The organism is Bacillus sp. FSL M8-0071, assembly GCF_037975455.1.
GTDB classification, from domain to species: Bacteria; Bacillota; Bacilli; order Bacillales; family Bacillaceae; genus Bacillus; species Bacillus subtilis.
Genome location: NZ_CP150256.1, coordinates 3,717,935 through 3,739,402, shown reverse-complemented (window position 1 = coordinate 3,739,402; position 21,468 = coordinate 3,717,935). Strand labels below are relative to the sequence as shown.

The 21,468-nt window shown below is 46.6% G+C and carries 20 protein-coding genes and 1 pseudogene; 11 read left to right on the top strand and 10 right to left on the bottom strand.

Going from position 1 to position 21,468, the window contains the following annotated elements; translation table 11 throughout:
• Positions 1-5: 5 nt before the first annotated feature.
• Genes albG through sboA form a run of 9 tightly spaced genes read right to left on the bottom strand, consistent with a single transcriptional unit; the run spans position 6 to position 6,943 of the window.
• Entirely contained in the window at positions 6-707 is a 702-nt protein-coding gene (gene albG, locus MKX71_RS19315; RefSeq protein WP_015250988.1) for an antilisterial bacteriocin subtilosin biosynthesis protein AlbG, read from the bottom strand.
• A complete protein-coding gene (locus MKX71_RS19310) occupies positions 704-1,984 on the bottom strand; it encodes a pitrilysin family protein (RefSeq protein ID WP_339231501.1) in 1,281 nt (426 codons plus the stop codon). The genes albG and MKX71_RS19310 overlap by 4 nt, the downstream gene beginning before the upstream one ends.
• 4 nt (positions 1,985-1,988) lie before the next feature.
• Positions 1,989-3,149, bottom strand: a complete 1,161-nt coding sequence (albE, locus tag MKX71_RS19305; protein WP_072175642.1) for an antilisterial bacteriocin subtilosin biosynthesis protein AlbE — start codon at positions 3,147-3,149, stop codon at positions 1,989-1,991.
• The gene (albD, locus tag MKX71_RS19300; RefSeq protein ID WP_339231500.1) at positions 3,139-4,449 is read right to left on the bottom strand and encodes an antilisterial bacteriocin subtilosin biosynthesis protein AlbD; all 1,311 of its coding nucleotides are present in this window, start codon (positions 4,447-4,449) and stop codon (positions 3,139-3,141) included. The genes albE and albD overlap by 11 nt, the downstream gene beginning before the upstream one ends.
• Positions 4,442-5,161: an ABC transporter ATP-binding protein gene (locus MKX71_RS19295; RefSeq protein ID WP_003227564.1), complete on the bottom strand. Its 720-nt coding sequence runs from the start codon at positions 5,159-5,161 to the stop codon at positions 4,442-4,444. Before MKX71_RS19295 ends, albD begins: the two co-directional genes overlap by 8 nt.
• Positions 5,158-5,319 (bottom strand): antilisterial bacteriocin subtilosin biosynthesis protein AlbB, encoded by a 162-nt coding sequence (albB, locus tag MKX71_RS19290; RefSeq protein WP_003222006.1) that lies wholly within the window; start codon positions 5,317-5,319, stop codon positions 5,158-5,160. Before albB ends, MKX71_RS19295 begins: the two co-directional genes overlap by 4 nt.
• A 12-nt stretch (positions 5,320-5,331) precedes the next feature.
• The gene (gene albA / locus MKX71_RS19285) at positions 5,332-6,678 is read right to left on the bottom strand and encodes a subtilosin maturase AlbA (RefSeq protein ID WP_015714887.1); all 1,347 of its coding nucleotides are present in this window, start codon (positions 6,676-6,678) and stop codon (positions 5,332-5,334) included.
• A gap of 24 nt (positions 6,679-6,702) precedes the next feature.
• Positions 6,703-6,855, bottom strand: a complete 153-nt coding sequence (sboX, locus tag MKX71_RS19280; protein ID WP_010886632.1) for a bacteriocin-like protein SboX — start codon at positions 6,853-6,855, stop codon at positions 6,703-6,705.
• Positions 6,812-6,943, bottom strand: coding sequence for a subtilosin A (sboA, locus tag MKX71_RS19275; RefSeq protein WP_003222002.1), 132 nt, complete (start codon positions 6,941-6,943; stop codon positions 6,812-6,814). Before sboA ends, sboX begins: the two co-directional genes overlap by 44 nt.
• Before the next feature lie 312 nt (positions 6,944-7,255).
• Between sboA and MKX71_RS19270 the strand changes: the two genes are divergently transcribed.
• From MKX71_RS19270 to fnr, 4 genes are all read left to right on the top strand, one after another.
• Positions 7,256-7,684, top strand: a complete 429-nt coding sequence (locus MKX71_RS19270; RefSeq protein WP_003243604.1) for a DUF1934 domain-containing protein — start codon at positions 7,256-7,258, stop codon at positions 7,682-7,684.
• Positions 7,681-9,351, top strand: a complete 1,671-nt coding sequence (gene argS / locus MKX71_RS19265) for an arginine--tRNA ligase (RefSeq protein WP_015250994.1) — start codon at positions 7,681-7,683, stop codon at positions 9,349-9,351. The genes MKX71_RS19270 and argS overlap by 4 nt, the downstream gene beginning before the upstream one ends.
• A gap of 135 nt (positions 9,352-9,486) precedes the next feature.
• On the top strand, positions 9,487-10,674 hold the full coding sequence (narK, locus tag MKX71_RS19260; protein ID WP_015250995.1) for a nitrate transporter NarK: 1,188 nt from the start codon (positions 9,487-9,489) through the stop codon (positions 10,672-10,674).
• Between the two features lie 97 nt (positions 10,675-10,771).
• Positions 10,772-11,488: a fumarate/nitrate reduction transcriptional regulator Fnr gene (fnr, locus tag MKX71_RS19255; protein WP_003227573.1), complete on the top strand. Its 717-nt coding sequence runs from the start codon at positions 10,772-10,774 to the stop codon at positions 11,486-11,488.
• Positions 11,489-11,519: 31 nt separating this feature from the next.
• Here fnr and MKX71_RS19250 read toward each other — a convergent pair whose 3' ends face one another.
• The gene (locus MKX71_RS19250) at positions 11,520-12,239 is read right to left on the bottom strand and encodes a YwiC-like family protein (RefSeq protein WP_339231499.1); all 720 of its coding nucleotides are present in this window, start codon (positions 12,237-12,239) and stop codon (positions 11,520-11,522) included.
• A gap of 143 nt (positions 12,240-12,382) precedes the next feature.
• Between MKX71_RS19250 and arfM the strand changes: the two genes are divergently transcribed.
• From arfM to cls, 7 genes and pseudogenes are all read left to right on the top strand, one after another.
• Entirely contained in the window at positions 12,383-12,859 is a 477-nt protein-coding gene (gene arfM / locus MKX71_RS19245) for a Crp/Fnr family transcriptional regulator ArfM (RefSeq protein ID WP_339231498.1), read from the top strand.
• 194 nt (positions 12,860-13,053) lie between these two features.
• On the top strand, positions 13,054-16,740 hold the full coding sequence (locus tag MKX71_RS19240; protein ID WP_339231496.1) for a nitrate reductase subunit alpha: 3,687 nt from the start codon (positions 13,054-13,056) through the stop codon (positions 16,738-16,740).
• Positions 16,730-18,193 (top strand): nitrate reductase subunit beta, encoded by a 1,464-nt coding sequence (gene narH, locus MKX71_RS19235; protein ID WP_041850416.1) that lies wholly within the window; start codon positions 16,730-16,732, stop codon positions 18,191-18,193. The genes MKX71_RS19240 and narH overlap by 11 nt, the downstream gene beginning before the upstream one ends.
• Before the next feature lie 25 nt (positions 18,194-18,218).
• The gene (narJ, locus tag MKX71_RS19230; protein WP_017696266.1) at positions 18,219-18,773 is read left to right on the top strand and encodes a nitrate reductase molybdenum cofactor assembly chaperone; all 555 of its coding nucleotides are present in this window, start codon (positions 18,219-18,221) and stop codon (positions 18,771-18,773) included.
• Positions 18,770-19,441 (top strand): respiratory nitrate reductase subunit gamma, encoded by a 672-nt coding sequence (narI, locus tag MKX71_RS19225; protein ID WP_339231495.1) that lies wholly within the window; start codon positions 18,770-18,772, stop codon positions 19,439-19,441. Before narJ ends, narI begins: the two co-directional genes overlap by 4 nt.
• A gap of 158 nt (positions 19,442-19,599) precedes the next feature.
• Positions 19,600-19,808, top strand: a pseudogene (locus MKX71_RS19220) (YitT family protein); the annotation flags it as partial.
• A gap of 130 nt (positions 19,809-19,938) precedes the next feature.
• Positions 19,939-21,441: a cardiolipin synthase gene (cls, locus tag MKX71_RS19215; RefSeq protein ID WP_041850417.1), complete on the top strand. Its 1,503-nt coding sequence runs from the start codon at positions 19,939-19,941 to the stop codon at positions 21,439-21,441.
• The last annotated feature ends 27 nt before the right edge of the window (positions 21,442-21,468 follow it).

Below are 21,468 nucleotides of genomic sequence, written 5' to 3'. Positions count from 1 at the left end.
CTATTTTATAGATCAAGAGAAGCGGTGCTGCGATAAGAGAATCGTTTATAAATAAATGATCCGATTTGCTGAATGGTAGCCAGGATAATCAGAAACAGCAGTTCACTTATAGAGAAACTGAGCATCCACCAAATCCCGGCTGCTGCCAGCGCTCCCGCAAACACTTTTCTGAACAGGCTGCCGTGCCGGAAAAGCTGCCGCAAATATGTTCGCATGCAAAACAATAAATACAGAATCAGTAGCATCGCAAGTCCCATTGAAAGGGCAGGGGGCGTGTGAAGGCGGAAAGGGACGGCTTTAACGATTTCGAACATGCAGCCGAATATGATGACTTGGCACAACACGGCAGCCATCACGTATGTTTGGCGGACGTTTTTATAGCTGTCACGCAGCGATTTGACGTCTTCTGCATATCGGCTGCACAAGTTGTGTTGCTGAAAGTCACAGCAGCTTTGATGAGACTGTGTGAGTTTCTGAAAAGCTGCTGTCATGTTTTTCACGGATTGGGTGACATAATGAAGATAGAGAAAAGCAGGCAGCATCAGGAGGGCAGCGGTACAAGCCAGCAGCCCGAGCCGCACAGCATCATTGTTGATCATCTGTACATATTGGGCGGCGGCTTCGGCAACGGCCTGAACCCAGCCGAAGGAATAAGCCGCCATACCTATAAGCAGCAATAAAAGGGTAAAGACAGTGTTTTTTTTCATTGTCTGATCGCCTCTTTCTGAGAAATGTGAATGATCGCTTTGTTAGAAGATGCCATTGCATCAATGAGAGACAAGAAAACCTGCGCATCCATATCTTGAATGATGTGGTACATGTCAAGAAACGAGCAATCGCACCTGTCACACTCGGCTGCCCACTCGAAGCATTTACGCACATAATCGCTGTCATAAATGATCGCGTCTGTCAAAGAGTCCTTGCCGTATTGAAGCCAGGCGGCAACCTGTTCTTTCTTCTGTGTGACATAGTATGAAGCCACATCGATATAAGCTGAAGAATGGGTCCCTTGACTGTGAAGGATCAAGAAACCGCCATCCTCATAGATATAAGTCTCGGCTGACAAACGATCGATTTCTAGGCGGTACGTTTGCTGAATCTCTTGAAAAAACGGTGAATCTAATTGAAATAGAATACGAGCCGCGATATCCCAATAAAGCTTTATCGCCAACAGATCGTTTTGCCCGGGAAGTGCGCCGATCTGTAATCCGGTCCATGTATCTTCCATCCGCTCCTCATCACCCAGCACCATTTTTTGTGAGAGGGCTGGAGGGCATGCCGGGATGATTTTTCTTTCAGCATGATAATCCGGACGCTTTTCCAGCTGGAGGTGAGGAGGCAAAAGCGTTTCTGTATTTTCTGAGCCCCCAATCAAAAACAGCGTCATCCGATGGGCTTGGTAGGCAGCCTTATAGGCTTTTTGTAAATCACTGATGTCCAGCGCCTCAATATCTTCGATTCTGCCTGCGGGGAAAACGGCAGCTGGTGAGGAGGGAGAAAGCATGCTGATCAGCTGATAATGATATGAGAGCTGATGGTTAAGGTGTGCTGTTTGAATTTCGCTTGTAATCACAGCTTTTTCCTGAGCGACAATCTTCTTGTCAAATGAGTGGTTCCATAAAGCATCAAGCAGGATGGGGATCGTTTGTCTGAGCCGATCCGGTAATGAGGTAAACATGAAATTGGTATCGGTGTAGGTAGTGAATGCGTTTAAAAGCGCGCCATGCGCAAAAAAATCACTGTACAGATTGCGGCCGTTATGCCAGAAGAGAAGATGCTCTAAAAAATGCGCTGTGCCATACGGAAGCAGTGTATCACCGGATTCTGCCCGTATACATACATCCCGGCTTCCAAAATCGATTTTTACATTGCACAGCCGCAGGTGGGCGCGGGGGAATTTCAATCTGAATATTTTTAGTCCGCTGTCTGTGTATCTGATATCGGTTCGTTCATCCAGCTGTTGAAAAAAGGATTTCTTTTCCATCTCTTCATCCCCTTACTACATGAGCTCCGATATAATTGATGGTCGCTATGAATTGCAATACATCACGGCATGTAACCGCTGAGATGCCATCCAGCAAGGCTTCTTTCGTGCAGGAGAAGCGGCGCAGGATCCCCATATAGGCCAATAGACCTTCGGGAGAATCGAATTGCAGCAGCAATTCATTGCGTAAAAACTGCTTTGCCTGTTCTAGTTCCCGCTCATCTGTATGAAAAGCTGAGACAGCTTCCAAAACGCGCGGGGGAATGTCTATCTCATGAAGCTGATCTGTACATATTGAAACAAGCAGCAAATTGTTCATGACATCGTAACGGGTGATAACGTGATAGACTGCCAGATCCTTCTCTCTGAAGTGCTTGAATAAAGCGGAATGGCCGTACTTTCCCAGTAATCCGTCTATTAGCTGTATTTTGATATAATCGCTGGCATCTTTCATCTCTCCGCAGTCAAATCCGAGTGTCAAGACGGAAGGACCTGCAGCGCTGCGTGTCTCTGTTTCAAAAACATGCCGGTTTACGGGTATTCTTCCGGACGTTACAGCGGACGTTTGCGGGGCATGTCCCCGAACATCACATGCTTGTACTTGTCCCAATATGTTCAGCTGTTTTTGCTGGGACACTAAATCAACGATAAAGTCCGTTGCGTCGAGAAACCGTTTAGGATGAATCGCCTTTATCCTGTCTTTCCGGCCAAACATGCCTGTGCCGTACATCGGGTTTCCGAAGACCTCCTCAGCCAAGCGCGCCGCCGAGTAGGAGAAAGGATCAGTGAATTTCTTTTCGATTCTCAGCAGCAGCTCATTCCTGGCCTTTTCAACTGCTTCGAATGAAAGAGAAGAAGGGAAAGACAAGTCTGCAAAAGTTTTCAGCAGGGCGTCAACATGAAGATTCCCGTTATATAATGGGTGAATCAAACGGGTCCCGCAGGTTTTCAGCTGCTGATCAAAAAAGAGATTCGCTGAGTACATGAAACGGCTGCCGGCAGCACAACCGAAAGCGTCAATAATTTGCTCCTTCAGGTATGCGGCGGCGCCGTAAAAATAAATCGTTTCTTCCTCAGGTTCCGCCGCGCTTTCGATCGGTTTCAGAAAGCTCGCGGCGATTGAAATAGTTGAAAATTGATGAGTCTTCAGCAGGTTAACTTCCAAGCCGTTCTCTTTTGCTTGTATCAAAGAAACCACCATCCTGTTTTTGCAGGTAATAGACTATGACCAGACCGGCTATCGGAATGACCGCCAAGGATACAGCGGTGCCGGCTAATGTGGCTAAGAATAGGGGAAGACAAAACAGATAAGACCGATATTTTGAGAAACCGCTCCATAGCTGCTGCTCCGTCTGCCAGCTGAAGGAGGGCCTTTTTTCATCCGCAGTTAACCTGATAAAAGCTCCCGCCAGCAGCAACTCAATGCACTGCAAAAAAGTGAGAACTGAAATCGGACGGCCGCTGATGAAACCCACAATCATCACGACAAGGAGAAATCCGCCTGCCAATAGGCCTGAATAAAAGCGATATTTCGCCCAAAACATCGTTTTCCGCTTGATCGGAAGCGTGATGAGCAACATCCGGTCATTTTTTTCAATCGAGTACAAAAGGGCGATCGGCGAGCAGATGAGCAAAAGCGCGGAAATCACGATATAAATCACTTGCTGATTGAAGATGCCGGTGTTCATCATCTGGAACGAAAAGAAGCCGCTGAATACCGCCATTACCGCGTAATTTAACAGCATCGCTTTAGAAGAGATAAATCGGCTCCATTCTCTTTTGTAAAACGAAAATTCAGATCGCCGCATAAATGAATGCATCTTGCCCTGCTGCGGAGGCGCCTGCAGAAAGACAGGAAAGTCAATGATCACCGCCCACAGCATATGAACCGCGCAAAGCGGAAGCGTGGCGGCCGGCATCAAAGCGGCGCTGAGACATACACAGGCGAATATCGCCGCATGCAGCAGAAACATCAAGTTCTTCTTTTTGACGAAGTGGTTGCTTAGCACAACTCCGAAAATAATGGAGTAAACGGTAAAAAACGAAAACCTGCCGAGCCAAAACAATGTTTGCGCCCCTGACAGCGTTCCGTTTCCAAATAAGAACAGCGGTAAAATAAAAAAGAATAAAGTTCTTCTCAAACAGGTATCGACAAACAAAACGACACTCTGGGCGAGCCAAAAGCTCCGTGAAGAAATCGGCAGCAGGCAGCTCAGTTTCATATAAGATTCCTTCCATGAAGATGTCACAGAAAGAAACACCATATATGCGTTCATTAAGATAAGCGCGAGTATGATATACGTTTTGCGCAACACCGATTCATCAATGCCGGCCTGGCGGATCAGCCCAATTTCAAACACGGCCAGAATGACAAGGCCTGCGGCAATGCGGATGGCATCCTTTTTCCCTTGCCGGCTGTAAAGCTGTTTGAACAGCAAAGACATGATAGGGATTATGTTATTCATGGCCGATCACCTCGAAAAATTCCCGCCGCAGATCGGTCTCCTCTCCAATCGGAATGACCTTTTGGATCTGTTTGTTGTGAAGAATAGCCGCATAATCACAAAATCTTTGCACGACATCGAGCAGATGAGAAGAAAACAAAATGGTTCCGCCTGCTTCACAGTACTCACGCATTTTCTGATAAAAGACCTCTATCGATTCCACATCCAAACCGACGAGCGGCTCATCCAAAATAAACAGGGGAGCGCGCAGCAATAAGCCTGTCATCAATACAACCTTTTGCCTGTTCCCCAAGGACAGCTCCGAAATTCTCCTATTGATGTATTTCGAAAAATGAAAGGCCTCGGCCAAACTGGCAAACTGCTGCTCTGAAAAATCCTTTTGATAAAGCGAATGGACGAAAGACACATAGTCCTTCGCCGTAATTTCTGTAAATAGCAGCGGATAATCGGCGGCGAAGTAACGGTGAGTCTTCAGCTGATCTGATGTTTTCTGCGGCATGCCGGCCTCCGCTTCAATTCCGCACAGTGTAAAGCGCCCGCTGAAATTGCGGTTCACGCCTGTCAGCGTATTAATCAGTGTCGTTTTTCCGGCGCCGTTTACCCCAAGTAACCCGTAAACGGCGCCTTTTTCTAAATGTAAATCCACTTGTTCTAAGATGACGTTGTCCCGTTCATACCAAACGGATACATCGTGTATATCCAAAATGCTCATCGCGAGTCAGCCTTCCGCGCGCGCATCCCGAACAGAATGGCAATGGCAATGAAAATCAGCGTAAACAGATAATCGCTTTTGACAAAATAGACGACTGCGCCGATGACAAAGATAAATGAAAGGATATACAGTAAAATTCTTCTTTGTGCTGGTGACAAATCGTTTCCCTCCTAAATAAGCTGGACCACGTCTTCTAATTGTTCATTTTTCGCCCAAGAGCAAATGTTTTTCCGGTGATATTTGTTAGAGTTCAGCCCTTTTAAGTAACAGCCTCCGCAATAGCCGCTGAACGGGCATTTGTCTTTCATGCAATGTTCGCTGAACCGCGGCGCTTGCGCTTGCCACAGTTTATGGACGAGAGGGGAGTTAAAGATGCTTTCATAGGAATCATGAAAAATATTTCCCAATGAAAATTCCTTTGGAAAGAGGGCGCAAGGACGTACTTCGCCGAACGGGCTGATCACAATGGACTTCCAGCCAGCGCCGCAATTTGCCGCGCGTTTTCTCTCATAAGGAATAATCGGAATCAGATCTTTAAACTCATCAATCACATTTTGCTCGTATTCCATAAACTTGCGGTGCTGCTCGGCGTCTTTCGTTGGATGGACAATATCCCTGCCTCTTCCGAAATCGTCAACCCAATTGTAAGAGAACGCCTTCGCCCCGAGATCCCGAACCTTTTGGGCCATATCGTGGATTTCCCACATGTTTTTTTCGAAGACAGACATGGCGACTCTGACAAATATACCGTGGTCACTCAACAATTTTATCGTTTTACAAGTTTGGGCAAAAGAGCCTTTTCTCCCTCTAAAGGAGTCATGGACCTCGGAATTGACACTATCAAGAGAAATGCCGACGATGATTTTTTGCTTGTAAGCCTTCAAAAGCTCCAAACTCTCTTTTCGCATGAGTGTTCCGTTTGTTAAGACAGCGACTTTTTTGAACTTTTTACACACATAGTCAAGAATCTCATTGGCGTTTGGATGGACAAAAATTTCTCCGCCTGTGATTTCGCATGTCAATACACCGTTATCAAACAGCATATCAGCCGTTTTTTTGAATTGCTCAATCGACACGGTGCCGAGCGCTTCAGGTGAGCTTTCCAAATAACAGTGGGCGCATTTCAAATTACAGCGGTGCGTCAGTTCAAAGGTGGCGTGCAGGGGCATCGGAAATTCATTGCTTCCGCTCGTGGTGATTGTATGGCGGCTGGCCCGGTTTCCAAGCTGGATCACCTGCTTGTTCTGGAGCATGTTGAGCATGTCGTAATACCAATCTTTATGGTCTTCCGGTGATTCATCATACACTGCACATTGCTCAGCTAAAATCTGCTCAGCTGTTTTTTGGCCATCCATGCGCATGCAGAGCTCGTAAGCCGTTTTGTTGAGATCCAAATACTCAAAGTCAGAAATGGAGACATTATCGCGCAAGTAGTCGATTTCTAACACGCCGCCCTCAGGAAGCTGGTGAACTCTTACACTTTCATTAATAAATGGAAACATCTGCTCTATAAACAAAATACCATCCCCTATACATATGATTCAAATGAAAAACGGTTGTGTATGTATATCCAAGAGGTAGATTTTAGTTAAAAATTGTAATTTACTTAAAAAGGGCATAGTAGAATGACTATGCCCTTTTGGGAGATCCTTACCCCCATAGACCGAATAGACCTGTTGCACCGGCAATTTCAAAATCAGGGATAGGACCGTCCACTAGACAAGCGGCTCCGATCGAGCATGTTGCACAACCTTTGTTTTCTACAATGACAGCTTTTTTCATAATTGAATCCTCCCTTTTTTTGTTTTTCTAGCAGATCTATGTTGTACTTTTATCTTAAAACTATCAAATTACTAATTCAATACATATATTTTGAAAAAAATGTGAAAAGGAAATGATAGATTTCGGAAAAATGTAACATTTCCTAAAGGTAATTAGTGATATGATTTTCTCTTCTATATAAGGAAATGCTTTTTATGAGGTTTATCTTCAAATCTGATGAGCAATGATGGTAAGATAGAAGCAGTTGAAGTTTACAAACCGAATGATTATACTATTCAAGTCAAAGTGGAATGATGAAAAGGACGTGTCAGAATGAAGCAAGAGACACCGATAACACTCCATGTGAAGTCTGTGATCGAGGATGACGGAAACCAAGAAGTCATCGAATTCCGCACCACCGGATTTTACTATGTAAAACAAAATAAAGTGTATCTATCTTATTATGAAGAACACGACTTAGGCAAAGTCAAAACGATTGTGAAAGTAAGCGAAGGCGAAGTCCTGGTCATGAGGTCAGGCGCTGTCAAAATGAATCAGCGTTTCGTAACGGGAGCTTCCACAATTGCTAAATATAAAATGTCATTTGGTGAGCTTGAGCTGAAAACAAGCACAAAATCGATTCAATCTGATCTCGATGAAGAAAAAGGCCGTATCAGCATCGCATATGACATGCATGTCGGAGACGAGCAGGAGCATTTACATAATATGACGATCACGTATGAGGGAGGAACTCACGCATGAACATTGCGGAACAAATGAAGGACGTGCTGAAAGAAGAAATCAAAGCGGCCGTTCTGAAAGCGGGACTGGCTGAAGAAAGCCAGATTCCCAATGTTGTTTTAGAAACACCGAAAGATAAAACACACGGCGACTACTCAACGAATATGGCGATGCAGCTGGCAAGAGTGGCAAAAAAAGCGCCGCGTCAAATCGCTGAAGAGATTGTCGCTCATTTTGATAAAGGAAAGGCTTCGATTGAAAAACTGGATATCGCCGGCCCGGGTTTTATCAATTTCTATATGAACAATCAATATTTAACAAAGCTGATTCCGTCTGTACTGGAAGCAGGGGAAGCATACGGGGAAACGAACATCGGAAACGGTGAACGAGTTCAGGTAGAATTCGTATCAGCGAATCCGACGGGAGACCTTCACCTCGGGCATGCGCGCGGGGCGGCTGTCGGCGATTCCTTGTGCAACGTGCTTTCAAAAGCGGGTTACGATGTAAGCCGCGAATACTACATTAACGATGCGGGAAACCAAATCAACAATCTGGCGCTTTCTGTTGAAGTCCGTTACTTTGAAGCGCTCGGATTGGAAAAACCGATGCCGGAGGATGGCTACCGCGGCGAGGATATCATTGCGATCGGAAAGCGTCTCGCTGAGGAATACGGTGACCGTTTCGTTAACGAAGAGGAAAGTGAACGCCTCGCGTTTTTCCGTGAATACGGCCTGAAATACGAGCTGGACAAGCTTCGCAAGGACTTGGAAAACTTCCGTGTGCCGTTTGATGTGTGGTATTCCGAAACTTCACTGTACCAAAATGGAAAAATCGACACGGCGCTTGAAGCGCTCCGCGAAAAAGGCCATGTCTATGAAGAAGACGGCGCGACTTGGTTCCGTTCCACGACGTTCGGCGATGATAAAGACCGCGTATTGATCAAGAAGGACGGCACGTACACGTACCTGCTTCCTGATATCGCGTATCATAAGGACAAGCTTGACCGCGGCTTTGATAAGCTGATCAACGTTTGGGGCGCCGATCACCACGGCTACATCCCGCGTATGAAAGCGGCAATCGAAGCGCTGGGGTATGAAAAAGGAACGCTTGAAGTAGAAATCATTCAGCTCGTTCACCTTTACAAAAACGGCGAGAAAATGAAAATGAGCAAACGGACCGGTAAAGCCGTAACGATGCGTGACCTGATTGAAGAAGTCGGCTTGGATGCCGTGCGTTACTTCTTTGCAATGCGAAGTGCAGACACCCATATGGATTTTGACTTAGATCTTGCTGTATCAACATCTAACGAAAACCCTGTGTATTATGCACAATACGCGCATGCACGTATTTGCAGCATGCTTCGCCAAGGGGAAGAGCAGGGGCTTAAACCGGCGGCAGATCTTGATTTCAGCCATATTCAATCAGAAAAAGAATACGATCTGCTGAAAACGATCGGCGGCTTCCCAGAGGCAGTGGCGGAAGCAGCGGAAAAACGAATTCCGCACCGTGTCACTAACTATATTTATGATCTGGCTTCTGCTCTGCACAGCTTCTACAACGCAGAGAAAGTCATCGACCCTGAAAATGAAGAGAAAAGCCGCGCGCGCCTGGCTTTAATGAAGGCAACGCAAATTACGCTGAACAATGCGCTTCAGCTGATCGGCGTATCGGCTCCGGAAAAAATGTAATCACGAACAAAAGGACAAAGTCTTCGGGCTTTGTCCTTTTTTTATGAGAAAAACGTGTGATGTAATTCACAATCCTGTTTGCCGAGTTTTTGTATGATAAGACTGATTATTGAATCATTGAAAGGGGCAAGCCAAATGATCAACCGTCAACACATTCAATTATCGTTACAGTCATTAAGCTTGGTGGCAGGGTTTATGGTTTGGGTGCTGATTTCATCACTCATTTCCCAAATCACATTAGATATTCATTTAAGCAAGGGTGAGATTTCTTTAGTGACCGCGATTCCTGTGATCCTCGGGTCGCTTCTCCGCATTCCTTTAGGGTATTTAACGAACAGGTTTGGCGCGCGGCTCATGTTTATGGTCAGCTTCATCCTGCTTTTATTTCCTGTATTTTGGATCAGTATCGCGGATTCTCTGTTTGATTTAATCGCAGGCGGCTTTTTCTTAGGGATCGGGGGAGCGGTGTTTTCCATTGGGGTGACCTCCCTCCCGAAATATTATCCGAAAGAAAAGCACGGTGTCGTCAATGGGATTTACGGTGCAGGAAATATCGGGACAGCCGTTACGACATTTGCAGCGCCGGTTATCGCTCAAGCCGTCGGGTGGAAATCAACCGTGCAGATGTATTTGGTTTTGCTGGCTGTCTTTGCCTTACTGCACGTTTTGTTTGGCGACAGGCATGAGAAGAAGGTCAAAGTTTCTGTTAAGACTCAAATCAAAGCCGTTTACCGAAATCATGTGCTATGGTTTCTGAGCCTGTTTTATTTTATTACGTTCGGTGCCTTTGTCGCCTTCACTATCTATCTGCCGAACTTTCTGGTGGAGCATTTTGGGCTGAATCCTGCAGATGCCGGCTTGCGGACGGCTGGCTTTATTGCGGTTTCTACGCTGCTCAGGCCTGCGGGCGGATTCCTGGCTGATAAAATGAGCCCGCTCCGCATCTTGATGTTTGTTTTTGCCGGGCTTACATTATCAGGCATTATCCTATCGTTCTCGCCGACAATCGGCCTTTATACGTTTGGATCATTAACTGTGGCCGTCTGCTCAGGCGTAGGAAATGGGACTGTTTTTAAACTGGTGCCTTTCTATTTTTCGAAGCAAGCGGGGATTGCCAATGGGATTGTGTCTGCCATGGGCGGATTAGGCGGCTTTTTTCCTCCGCTCATATTGGCGAGTGTGTTTCAGGCAACAGGCCAGTACGCGATCGGGTTTATGGCGCTTTCAGAGGTGGCGTTAGCCAGTTTTGTCCTTGTCATATGGATGTATTGGCAGGAAAGAATGAAAACACACACGGAGAGAAACAGCCAGAGCATCAACTAACACTGGGCATTCACAAGATTGTTAGTTTTTTCTCGATGGGTACAAATCAATTCACGTTACAATAAACACACAACGTGACTTTCTTCGAGGTGAGCTCATGAATTTTCTCTCTGTTCGACCATCTGATAGTGATCTTATATCCAGCGATCTGCATGAACTGCTGGAATCGATCAGCACGAAAAGAAAAATGGAAAAACACACGTATTTGTTTCGAGAAGGAATGGATGCAGAAGAGCTTTATCTGATTCAATCAGGACTCATTGAAATCGGCAAGCTGACATCTGACGGAAAAGACCTGACGCTTAGAATCTGCCAAAAGCATGATATCGTCGGAGAATTAACACTTTTCACTGAAGAACCGAGGTATATGCTCAGTGCAAAAGTGCTAGAGGATGGCGAGGTGCTCGTCATTAATAAAAATAAGCTGGAAAAAGAATTAATCCAAAACGGCGCTTTGACATTTGAGTTCATGAAATGGATGAGCACGCACCTCCGGAAGATTCAGTCCAAAATCAGGGATCTGCTTCTTCATGGCAAAAAGGGGGCGCTCTATTCCACCCTTATCCGTTTATCAAACAGCTACGGAGTGGAGCGAAGCGACGGCATTCTGATTAACATTGTCCTGACAAATCAGGATTTGGCAAAGTTTTGCGCGGCTGCACGGGAAAGCGTCAATCGTATGCTCGGAGATCTCCGCAAAAAAGGGGTTATTTCGATAGACGAATCCGGAAAAATTATTTTGCACAAGCGGGACTATTTACGATGTGAGATTGAGTGTGAAAATTGCCCGCTGGAGATTTGCAATATTGACTGAAAAAAACAAGGACAGCGGTGTCCTTGTTTTTTTACCTTGTGATAAACAGGCACATGACGGCAAGAAAGAAACAGGCATTCACGATTTCCAGAATGCCAATCGTTTTTACGGGCCAATCCCTTCCATGAAAAAACCATGCCCGCAAGCTGCTCGGGATAAAAGCGAGAAACGCCCATCCTGCTCCGAAAAGAGCGGATAAAAAGGGGAGCAGCAGGTGATATCCCCATGACCAGTATGCAAATGTCCTGTTTTTTCTTTCACGAATCACCGATTTCACATAAAAGGAACTCCCGATAAAAAATAAAGCAGACTGCAAGAAAATAAACCAAGCCCAGCCGTCGAGGGTTCCCATCCCCAGCCAGCAGCTCGCAAACCCGCCCGAACAAAAGAACAAGACACCTGCAACATCATTCAATAGGGCTCGTTCTTTTTTTCTGCGGGCAAAATACATATGTATGAGAAACAGCGGCAGTAAAGAAACGCCCACCCAGATGAGAGGCGGCTTATGAAAGACCGAGATCATCAAAAAGCAGCAGGCGGGAAAACCGTAATAACACATCCACTTTTGATATGGTTTGCTTTGTTTCTTTTTTAAGGCAAGCGTAACGGGATAAACCGCTAAGTATAGGAAAAGCCAGCCTAGGAAGAGCGGAATATGCCAAATAACGGGGCCTCCCTTGGCCATGCCGAGTAAAAATGGGATCAGCAGCATCGCCCACGCGCCGTGCTGCTTCGGAATCAGCGCCTTCATCGAAATCCTCCTTTTTTCTTTCATTATAAATGCAGTCACCCTCCTGATAAGTGACATTCATCATACAGGCTGTGAAATACATCACTGCTGTACAGGCTCAGTCGAGCTACACTAAAGCTATCCTTAGCACAGGAGGTTTTCCTATGAATCAGTGTGACTATTTATTATTTCTGAAACAACTTCCTATGTTTAATGAAGTGCCTCTATCCATTGTCGAAACCTTGCTGAAAAACGGCACGTTTATCCGCGGCTCATGTGATCAGTCTCCATCTTTTCTTCATTCTCAATCTGTTTATATTGTATTAAAAGGCAGTGTCCATTTCATGGACACGAGGCTCCCTGAAGGGTCGAAAACCGTTGCGCTGTGGGAAAAAGGCGATGTGTTTCCGATTGATGAAAAAGGCGGGCTTTATTTATCGCCCTTTATCTCAGTCAATGCCACTTCAGACATTCTGATTCTCAACATCCCATATTACATATTTAAGAAAATGATGTCTTATTATCCGCAGCTGCAAATGAACTTTTTGGCTATGCTTCAGCAAAATGTTTTTTGTTCCTATCAATTATTTTTGCGGTATCTGCATACATCACAGGATGAAAACGCTGAGCCCGGTTCTTAAATAGAGCCGGTTTTTTTGATCTTTGAATGAAAGGCAGCTAATAACCCAAGCGTCCTGCCTGAACGCAGCCTTCCTTCTCCTTTGTGTGAACATTTTGTGAAAAAAGCAGAGTGTGTGACATAGTTCACAAGGAAACACGCTGTCTCTGTTTATAGTGAACTTAGCATCACCTGACTCGGAAGGAGTGAACTCTCATGAAGAAAAAGAAAAGGAGTCCGTTGTTTAGGAGATTGAATTATTTCTCTCCTATCGAACACCATTCAAATAAACATAGCCAAACCACCCGCGAAGATCGCGATTGGGAGAATGTATACAGAAACAGATGGCAGTACGACAAAGTCGTTCGCTCCACCCACGGCGTTAACTGTACAGGGTCTTGCAGCTGGAATATTTATGTGAAAAACGGAATTGTCACGTGGGAAGGGCAAAATTTGAATTATCCTTCAACAGGCCCGGATATGCCTGATTTTGAACCGAGAGGCTGCCCGCGGGGGGCCAGTTTTTCATGGTATATCTACAGCCCGCTGCGTGTGAAATATCCATACGTGCGCGGTGTACTGATTAATTTATGGCGGGAGGCACTGCAAGAACATCAAAATCCATTGGAAGCCTGGAAATCGATCGTCGAAAACCCTGAAAAAGCGAAGTCCTATAAACAGGCGAGAGGGAAAGGCGGTTTTGTGCGTGCTGAATGGCCGGAGGTGCTGAAGCTGATTTCAGCCTCTCTGCTGTATACAGTGATGAAATACGGGCCTGACAGAAACGTCGGTTTTTCTCCGATTCCGGCCATGTCCATGATCAGCCATGCATCAGGCTCCCGGTTTATGTCGTTAATCGGAGGCCCTATGCTCAGTTTTTATGACTGGTATGCGGATCTTCCACCAGCATCCCCGCAAATTTGGGGTGACCAGACGGACGTTCCGGAAAGCAGTGATTGGTACAATTCCGGCTATATTATCACATGGGGCTCCAACGTTCCGTTAACGAGAACGCCTGACGCGCATTTTTTGGCGGAGGCCCGCTATAAAGGCGCTAAGGTCATTTCGATCAGTCCGGATTTTGCGGAATCCTCAAAGTTCGCGGATGACTGGCTGAGTATTCGCCAAGGGACTGACGGGGCGCTTGCGATGGCGATGGGTCACGTCATTCTGCAGGAATTTTACGTGAACCAAGAAACTGAACGTTTTATTGAGTACGCGAAGCAATACACTGATTTTCCATTTCTCGTCACCCTGTCAAAAGAAAATGGCGTATACACAGCGGGACGGTTTCTGCATGCGAAGGACATCGGGCGGAAGACAAAGCATGATCAGTGGAAGCCTGCGGTTTGGGATGAACAGACTAGTTCATTTGCCATACCCCAAGGGACAATGGGCTCGCGCTGGGACGGGCAGCAGAAATGGAACCTGCACATGATTGATGAAGAAACCGGGGAACCGATTGAACCCCGTCTCTCTGTGCTGGGAATAGAGGACGAAATCGGCACGGTGCGCATCCCGTATTTTTCAAATGACGGAAACAAAGTGCTCGAGCGGGATCTTCCTATTAAAAAAATGAACCTGAACGGTGAAGAAACGTACATCACGACCGTGTTTGACTTGATACTGGCTAACTACGGCGTGAACCGGGGTATCGGCGAACGATCGGCTGTCTCCTATGATGATCCTGAGCCGTTTACGCCTGCCTGGCAGGAACAAATGACAGGAATCAAAAAAGAAGCTGTCGTTAAGATTGCCAGAGAGTTTGCCCAAAATGCGATCGATACAGACGGCCGGTCCATGATTATCGTAGGGGCCGGCATTAACCACTGGTTCAACTCCGACACGATCTACCGAGCGGTGTTAAATCTTGTTTTACTTGTAGGTGCCCAAGGCGTAAACGGCGGAGGCTGGGCCCATTACGTGGGGCAGGAAAAGCTCCGACCTGCTGAAGGGTGGCAGACGATTGCAACTGCAAAGGACTGGGAAGGCGTGCCCAAGCTGCAAAATGGCACCTCATTTTTCTACTTTGCGACAGATCAGTGGCGTTATGAGGACCAGCCGATCAGTGATTTGGCATCACCGATTGCTGCTTCATCCCGCTACAAGCACCACGCTGATTACAATGTGCTGGCCGCGCGGCTGGGGTGGCTTCCGTCTTACCCGACTTTCAATCAAAATGGCATCGATCTGTATAAAGAAGCTGAAAAAGCAGGGGCAGCAACACCTGAAGACGTAGGTGCGTACGTGGCCTCACAGCTCCAAGAGAAAAAACTGAAATTCGCGATTGAAGATCCTGACAATGAAGTGAATTTCCCAAGGAATCTCTTTGTATGGCGGGCAAATCTGATCTCAAGCTCAGGAAAAGGGCATGAATATTTTCTCAAGCATTTGCTGGGGACGACGAACGGTTTGATGAATGACGACAGCGACAGCATCCGCCCTGAAGAAATCAAATGGCGGGAGCAGGCGCCGGAAGGAAAGCTCGACTTGTTAATCAATCTTGACTTCCGAATGGCCGGTACGGCGCTGTATTCCGATATCGTGCTGCCGGCGGCGACATGGTATGAAAAACACGATCTCAGCAGCACAGATATGCATCCGTTCATTCATCCATTTGCTCCGGCGATCTCAGCTCCGTGGGAATCGAAGTCAGACTGGGATATTTTCAAGGCGCTGTCAAAAGCCGTTTCCGATCTGGCAGAAGAAGTCAATATGGAGCCGGTGAAAGAAGTGGTTGCGACGCCGCTCCTCCACGACACCATGCAGGAATTGGCCCAGCCATTCGGCAAAATCAATGACTGGAGCAAGGGCGAATGTGAAGCCATTCCGGGAAAAACGATGCCGAACATCCAAGTCGTTGAACGGGATTACAAACACATTTTTCATAAAATGACCGCACTCGGTCCTAACGCTGCTTTAAAGCCGAGCGGAACAAAAGGGATGAGCTGGTCAATAGCCGATGAATATGAATCACTCAAAAAGAGACTGGGAGAAATCACCTCAGACAGCGTGGCAAAGGGATGTCCAAATATAAGTGAAGCAAAGCAGGCGGCAGAAGCGGTTTTAACCCTATCATCCACTTCGAATGGAAAGGTCGCCGTAAAAGCATGGGAATCACTTGAAAACATCACAAACCTGAAGCTGAAAGACCTGGCGGAAGAGCGCGAGGAAGAATGCTTTACGTTCGAACAAATTACAGCCCAGCCGAAAACGGTTATCACGTCTCCGGCATTTACCGGCTCTGAAAAAGGAGGCCGCAGGTATTCGCCGTTTACGACGAATGTTGAAAAATTAATCCCGTGGCGGACACTGACAGGCAGACAATCCTATTATGTCGATCATGAACTGATGATGGAATTCGGTGAAACGATGGCGACATTTAAACCGATCCTCCAGCACCGCCCGTTTCTAAGCAAGCGGCCTGATCAAGAGGGAAAAGAAATCGTCCTTAATTATTTGACGCCGCATAACAAATGGTCCGTCCACAGCATGTATTTTGATTCCCTGCCGATGCTGACGCTGTTCCGCGGCGGGCCGACCGTATGGATGAATAAAGATGATGCAGAGGATACGGATATCAAAGACAACGATTGGATTGAATGCTTCAACCGAAATGGCGTAGTCGTCGCGAGAGCCGTTTTGTCTCATCGGATTCCTAAAGGAATGGCGTTTATGCACCATGCCCAGGACCGCCACATCAACGTGCCCGGCACGAAACTGACAAATAACCGCGGAGGCACCCATAACAGCCCGACAAGGATTCACGTCAAGCCGACACAGATGATCGGGGGCTACGCCCAGCTCAGCTACGGCTTTAACTATTACGGCCCAACGGGGAATCAGCGCGACCTGAATGTCGTCATCCGCAAGCTGAAGGAGGTCGATTGGCTTGAAGATTAAAGCGCAAATCGGTATGGTCATGAACTTGGATAAATGCATCGGCTGCCACACGTGCAGCGTCACTTGCAAAAACACGTGGACAAACCGTTCCGGTGCGGAATATATGTACTTCAATAATGTAGAAACAAAGCCGGGCATCGGCTACCCGAAGCAATGGGAGGACCAGGACAAATATAAAGGCGGCTGGACATTGAAAAAAGGAAAGCTCGAGCTGAAATCGGGCTCGAAAACCAATCGGCTTGCAGGCCTTTTCTATAATCCGAATCAGCCGTCAATTGATGATTACTATGAACCTTGGAACTATGATTATGAAACATTAACGAACAGCCCGCAGAAAAAACACCAGCCGGTAGCACGCCCGAAATCGTCCTTGACGGGGGATTTCATGAATATCGAATGGGGACCGAACTGGGAGGACGATCTCGCAGGCGGCCACATTACGGGACTTGAAGATCCCAACGTACAAAAGATGGAGGAATCGATCAAAACAGAATTCGATGACGTCTTTATGATGTATTTGCCCCGTATTTGCGAGCACTGCATCAACCCGGCATGCGTCTCATCCTGTCCATCCGGCGCCATGTACAAACGCGAGGAGGACGGCATTGTGCTTGTGGATCAAAACGCATGCCGTTCATGGAGATATTGCGTCTCATCCTGTCCTTATAAAAAAGTCTATTTTAACTGGCAAACGAACAAAGCGGAAAAATGCACACTCTGCTTTCCGCGTTTGGAGGCGGGACTGCCAACCATCTGCTCTGAGACGTGTGTTGGCAGAATCCGCTACCTCGGCGTCATGCTGTATGACGCGGACAAAGTGGAGGAAGCGGCATCTGTTGAAAATGAAAAGGATCTCTACCATTCACAATTGGACGTTTTTCTTGACCCAAATGATCCTGAGGTTGCCAAGCTGGCAAAAGAACAAGGCATTCCGTCTGATTGGATAGAGGCTGCGCAGCAATCGCCGATTTATAAAATGATCATTGACTGGAAGATTGCGCTGCCGCTTCATCCAGAGTACCGCACCCTGCCAATGGTGTGGTACATTCCGCCGCTCAGCCCGATTATGAATCTCTTTGAAGGAAAAGGCAGCCGGCAATCCGCGGAAGATATTTTTCCGGCTATCGACCAAATGAGAATCCCGATAGATTATTTGGCGCAGCTGTTAACAGCCGGTGATACGGATCATATTCGGTCAACGTTGAAGAAAATGTCTGTCATGCGCCAGTATATGAGAGCGATCCAGACGAATAAATCAATCGACCCGGAACTGATCTCCAGTGTCGGCTTAACAGAACAGCAAATTGAAGATATGTATCGGCTGCTTGCGATTGCCAAATATGATGACCGCTTTGTGATACCGAGCAGTCATCGAGAAGAAGTTTCAGATTTATATGCTGAACAAGGGAGCTGCGGCTTATCATTTTCAGGCGGCCCCGGCTCCTGTTTCTAACTTTTGATAAATGAGGTGTAACAAGATGAACACCACAGACCGGCAAATGACGTTCTCCGCTCTTTCCACTCTTCTCTCTTATCCGGATGAAGAGTGGAGAGCCGAGATTCCCGATTGGAAGGCTCTTATCCATGAAATCAGCAACCGGCAAATCCGGGAGAAGCTGCTGCACTTTTTCGAAGCGTCAGCCAGCTTTTCACCGGAAGCGCTGATTGAACACTATGTCTATACATTCGACTTTGGGAAAAAAACAAATATGTATGTCACCTACTTTAACTCGGGCGAGCAAAGGGAACGCGGCGTTGAATTGCTGCATTTAAAAAACACATACGAGCAATCCGGTTTCCTGCCGACAGAGAAAGAGCTGCCTGATTATCTGCCGCTGATGCTGGAATTTGCTGCGGCTGCAGAAATTGAAGCAGCGAGAAGCGTGTTTGAGAAATATCTGTCCAATGTGAGGGAGCTGGCATCCCGTCTCGAAAAAAATGACAGTATATACGCTGAACTGCTGCACGTGCTGCTGGCCGCGCTTGAAAACATTGGCGTACGTGAAAGCGTTGAAGGGGCTGTTCAGGCATGAGCGGGCAGATCCTCTGGGGTATTATGCCATACATTGTATTGACAATCTTTATCGGCGGCCATATTTACCGCTACCAGCATGACCAATTTGGCTGGACGGCGAAATCAAGCGGGATGTTAGAAAAGAAAAAACTCGCCGCGGGCAGCACACTTTTTCACTGGGGACTGCTGTGCGTTGTCGGCGGGCATGTCATGGGGATTCTGATCCCGGAAGGCGTGTATGCTTCCCTTGGCATTTCAGAGCATATGTATCACAAAATGGCGATTGGCGCTGGCTTGCCGGCGGGCATTGCGGCATGTACCGGACTTGTCATCCTGACGTACAGAAGGCTGTTTGACAAAAGGATCCGCAAAACGAGCTCGCCATCCGATATCCTTACGCTCCTCCTGCTGCTGTTTATGATGCTGTCAGGCGTTGCGGCCACGTTTCTCAACATTGATTCGAAAGGATTTGATTACCGGACCACAGTCGGGCCGTGGTTCAGGGAAATCGTTTTGTTCAGGCCTGACGCCTCTTTGATGGAGAGTGTCCCGCTATGGTTTAAGTTTCATATTGTGATAGGCTACGTCGTTTTTATCCTGTGGCCGTTTACAAGATTGGTTCATGTGTTCAGTCTGCCGCTCAAGTATCTGACCCGCAGCTACGTTGTATATCGGAAACGCTCGTGAAAATCCCCCTTGCAAGAGGGGGTTTTTTCTACCAAGGTAATGGCTGGGCTGCCGGGAATCCTGTTATGTTTGTATATGGAAATAACATCAAGGATTTTACTCATTTTAAACCGGCGGAACAGCCAGATTATGATTCAGCCTGACTAACTCCTTATATCTTTCTGATCAATTTCCCGTTTTATATATTTTCTCTCATCAGAATGGGTATCAAATTCACTCTATCCACCGTATTTGCAGTCACAGCGCCACCTCTTTTTCGGCGCTTGCCGGAGTGCTGAGCGGGTTCGGACTGCCGTTCATGTTGTAGCATCAGGCTTCACTCGGCGTTGCCAATAGTCTTGCTTTATTTCTGCAGAAACGATGCGGATGAACCCCTTGACAGTTAGTTTTCTCTAAACCTCTCCTCCTTTGGTGGAGAGGTTTTTTACTTACAAGGTTTATCGATTAGAAAAAAGAGGTAATACAGAGGTAATTGAATCAGATTGGAGAGAATCAGGATGCTGAAAAGGAGACTGGAATTTTTCTTTTTATATATGATGCTCATCGGGGCATATGTCATTTGGTTTTTTCCGGTTTCCAGGCTTGAGTTTTACGGAGGATTGCTTTGCTATATAAGCATTATTTTGTTCAGCATCTATTCATTAATTCTTGAAAACCGCACCTCGCAGCACACGCTGCTATGGATCCATATTCTTGTCTTTTTTCCAATCGCCGGCTACGTGTTTTATCTGTTTTCTGGACAGCTTTATGTAAAGGGAAAGCTGTTTAAGACAAAACGAATGTACAACAGGGAAAAGCTCAGGAAGCTGTTTGACAAGGAGGAAACGCCCGAAGTAACAGGGCTGAAGGACAATCAAGAGAGGTTCTTTACATATTCCATCAAGGCTGCCCATATGAATATCAATACGAAAAGCAACATCAAAGTGCTGAAAAACGGCGAAGAAACCTTCCCGGACATTTTCAAAGCAATGAGAAAAGCGGAATCTTACATACATATTGAATACTACATGTTTAAATCAGACATGCTCGGACGCGGCATGATGGACATTATGATGGAGAAAGCGCGCCAGGGTGTCGAGGTGAGGTTTTTATACGATGCGGCAGGAAGCATGAAGCTGGCAAGAAGAGATATTATGAGAATGAAACAAGCGGGGGTGGACATCGTCCCGTTTTCTCCGCTGAAATACGGGTTTTTCAACCAGAAGCTGAATTTCAGAAATCACCGGAAAATCGTGATCATCGATGGGAAAACCGGTTTTGTGGGCGGATTAAATGTTGGGAAGGAATATATCAGCAGAGATCCGCACATCGGATTTTGGAGAGATACACACCTGCGGCTTGAGGGGGAAATTGTGCAAACGCTTCACGCTATCTTTATGCTGGATTGGGAATACGTCTCCAATGAAGTGCTAATTGATCAAGAGGAGTACAATACCCCGGTTCCCGTGGAAGGAGGAGGCATTTATCAAATTGTCGCGACAGGCCCTGACATGAAGGAAAGCATGAGCGACCTTTATTATGAAATGATTTCTTCAGCGCAGAAATCAATATGGATCGCCACGCCCTATTTTGTCCCCAATGAATCCATTCGCACGGCGCTAAAAGCAGCGGCGACAAAGGGGGTAGAGGTAAGGGTTATGGTGCCGGAGAAGAACGACAGCTTTTTGACCCAATACGCGTCGAGGTCCTATTTCCCCGAGCTGCTCCTTGAGGGCATTGAAGTGTACTCCTACCAAAAAGGCTTCATGCATCAAAAAGTCATGATCATTGATGGCGATCTCGCCTCCGTCGGTACCGCGAATATGGACATGCGCAGCTTTCAGCTCAACTTTGAAGTGAATGTGTTCTTCACGGATGCCGAAGCGATCCGAACCCTTGAGGCCCATTTTGAAGAGGATATGCAGGAAAGTGAAAAGCTCAGCCCTGTCGGCTTTTATAAAAGAGGCGTGGCTGACCGGACAAAAGAGTCATTTGCCCGCCTGTTTTCAGGTGTTCTGTAAGAAAAAAGAAATCTGATCTTTCAAAAC

Coding starts and splice junctions, on each gene's coding strand:
- albG (WP_015250988.1), bottom strand. CDS start 707: ATGAAAAAAAACACTGTCTTTACCCTTTTATTGCTGCTTATAGGTATG.
- MKX71_RS19310 (WP_339231501.1), bottom strand. CDS start 1,984: ATGGAAAAGAAATCCTTTTTTCAACAGCTGGATGAACGAACCGATATC.
- albD (WP_339231500.1), bottom strand. CDS start 4,449: ATGAATAACATAATCCCTATCATGTCTTTGCTGTTCAAACAGCTTTAC.
- MKX71_RS19295 (WP_003227564.1), bottom strand. CDS start 5,161: ATGAGCATTTTGGATATACACGATGTATCCGTTTGGTATGAACGGGAC.
- sboA (WP_003222002.1), bottom strand. CDS start 6,943: ATGAAAAAAGCTGTCATTGTAGAAAACAAAGGTTGTGCAACATGCTCG.
- MKX71_RS19270 (WP_003243604.1), top strand. CDS start 7,256: ATGAAGCAAGAGACACCGATAACACTCCATGTGAAGTCTGTGATCGAG.
- argS (WP_015250994.1), top strand. CDS start 7,681: ATGAACATTGCGGAACAAATGAAGGACGTGCTGAAAGAAGAAATCAAA.
- narK (WP_015250995.1), top strand. CDS start 9,487: ATGATCAACCGTCAACACATTCAATTATCGTTACAGTCATTAAGCTTG.
- fnr (WP_003227573.1), top strand. CDS start 10,772: ATGAATTTTCTCTCTGTTCGACCATCTGATAGTGATCTTATATCCAGC.
- MKX71_RS19250 (WP_339231499.1), bottom strand. CDS start 12,239: ATGAAGGCGCTGATTCCGAAGCAGCACGGCGCGTGGGCGATGCTGCTG.
- arfM (WP_339231498.1), top strand. CDS start 12,383: ATGAATCAGTGTGACTATTTATTATTTCTGAAACAACTTCCTATGTTT.
- MKX71_RS19240 (WP_339231496.1), top strand. CDS start 13,054: ATGAAGAAAAAGAAAAGGAGTCCGTTGTTTAGGAGATTGAATTATTTC.
- narJ (WP_017696266.1), top strand. CDS start 18,219: ATGAACACCACAGACCGGCAAATGACGTTCTCCGCTCTTTCCACTCTT.
- narI (WP_339231495.1), top strand. CDS start 18,770: ATGAGCGGGCAGATCCTCTGGGGTATTATGCCATACATTGTATTGACA.
- cls (WP_041850417.1), top strand. CDS start 19,939: ATGCTGAAAAGGAGACTGGAATTTTTCTTTTTATATATGATGCTCATC.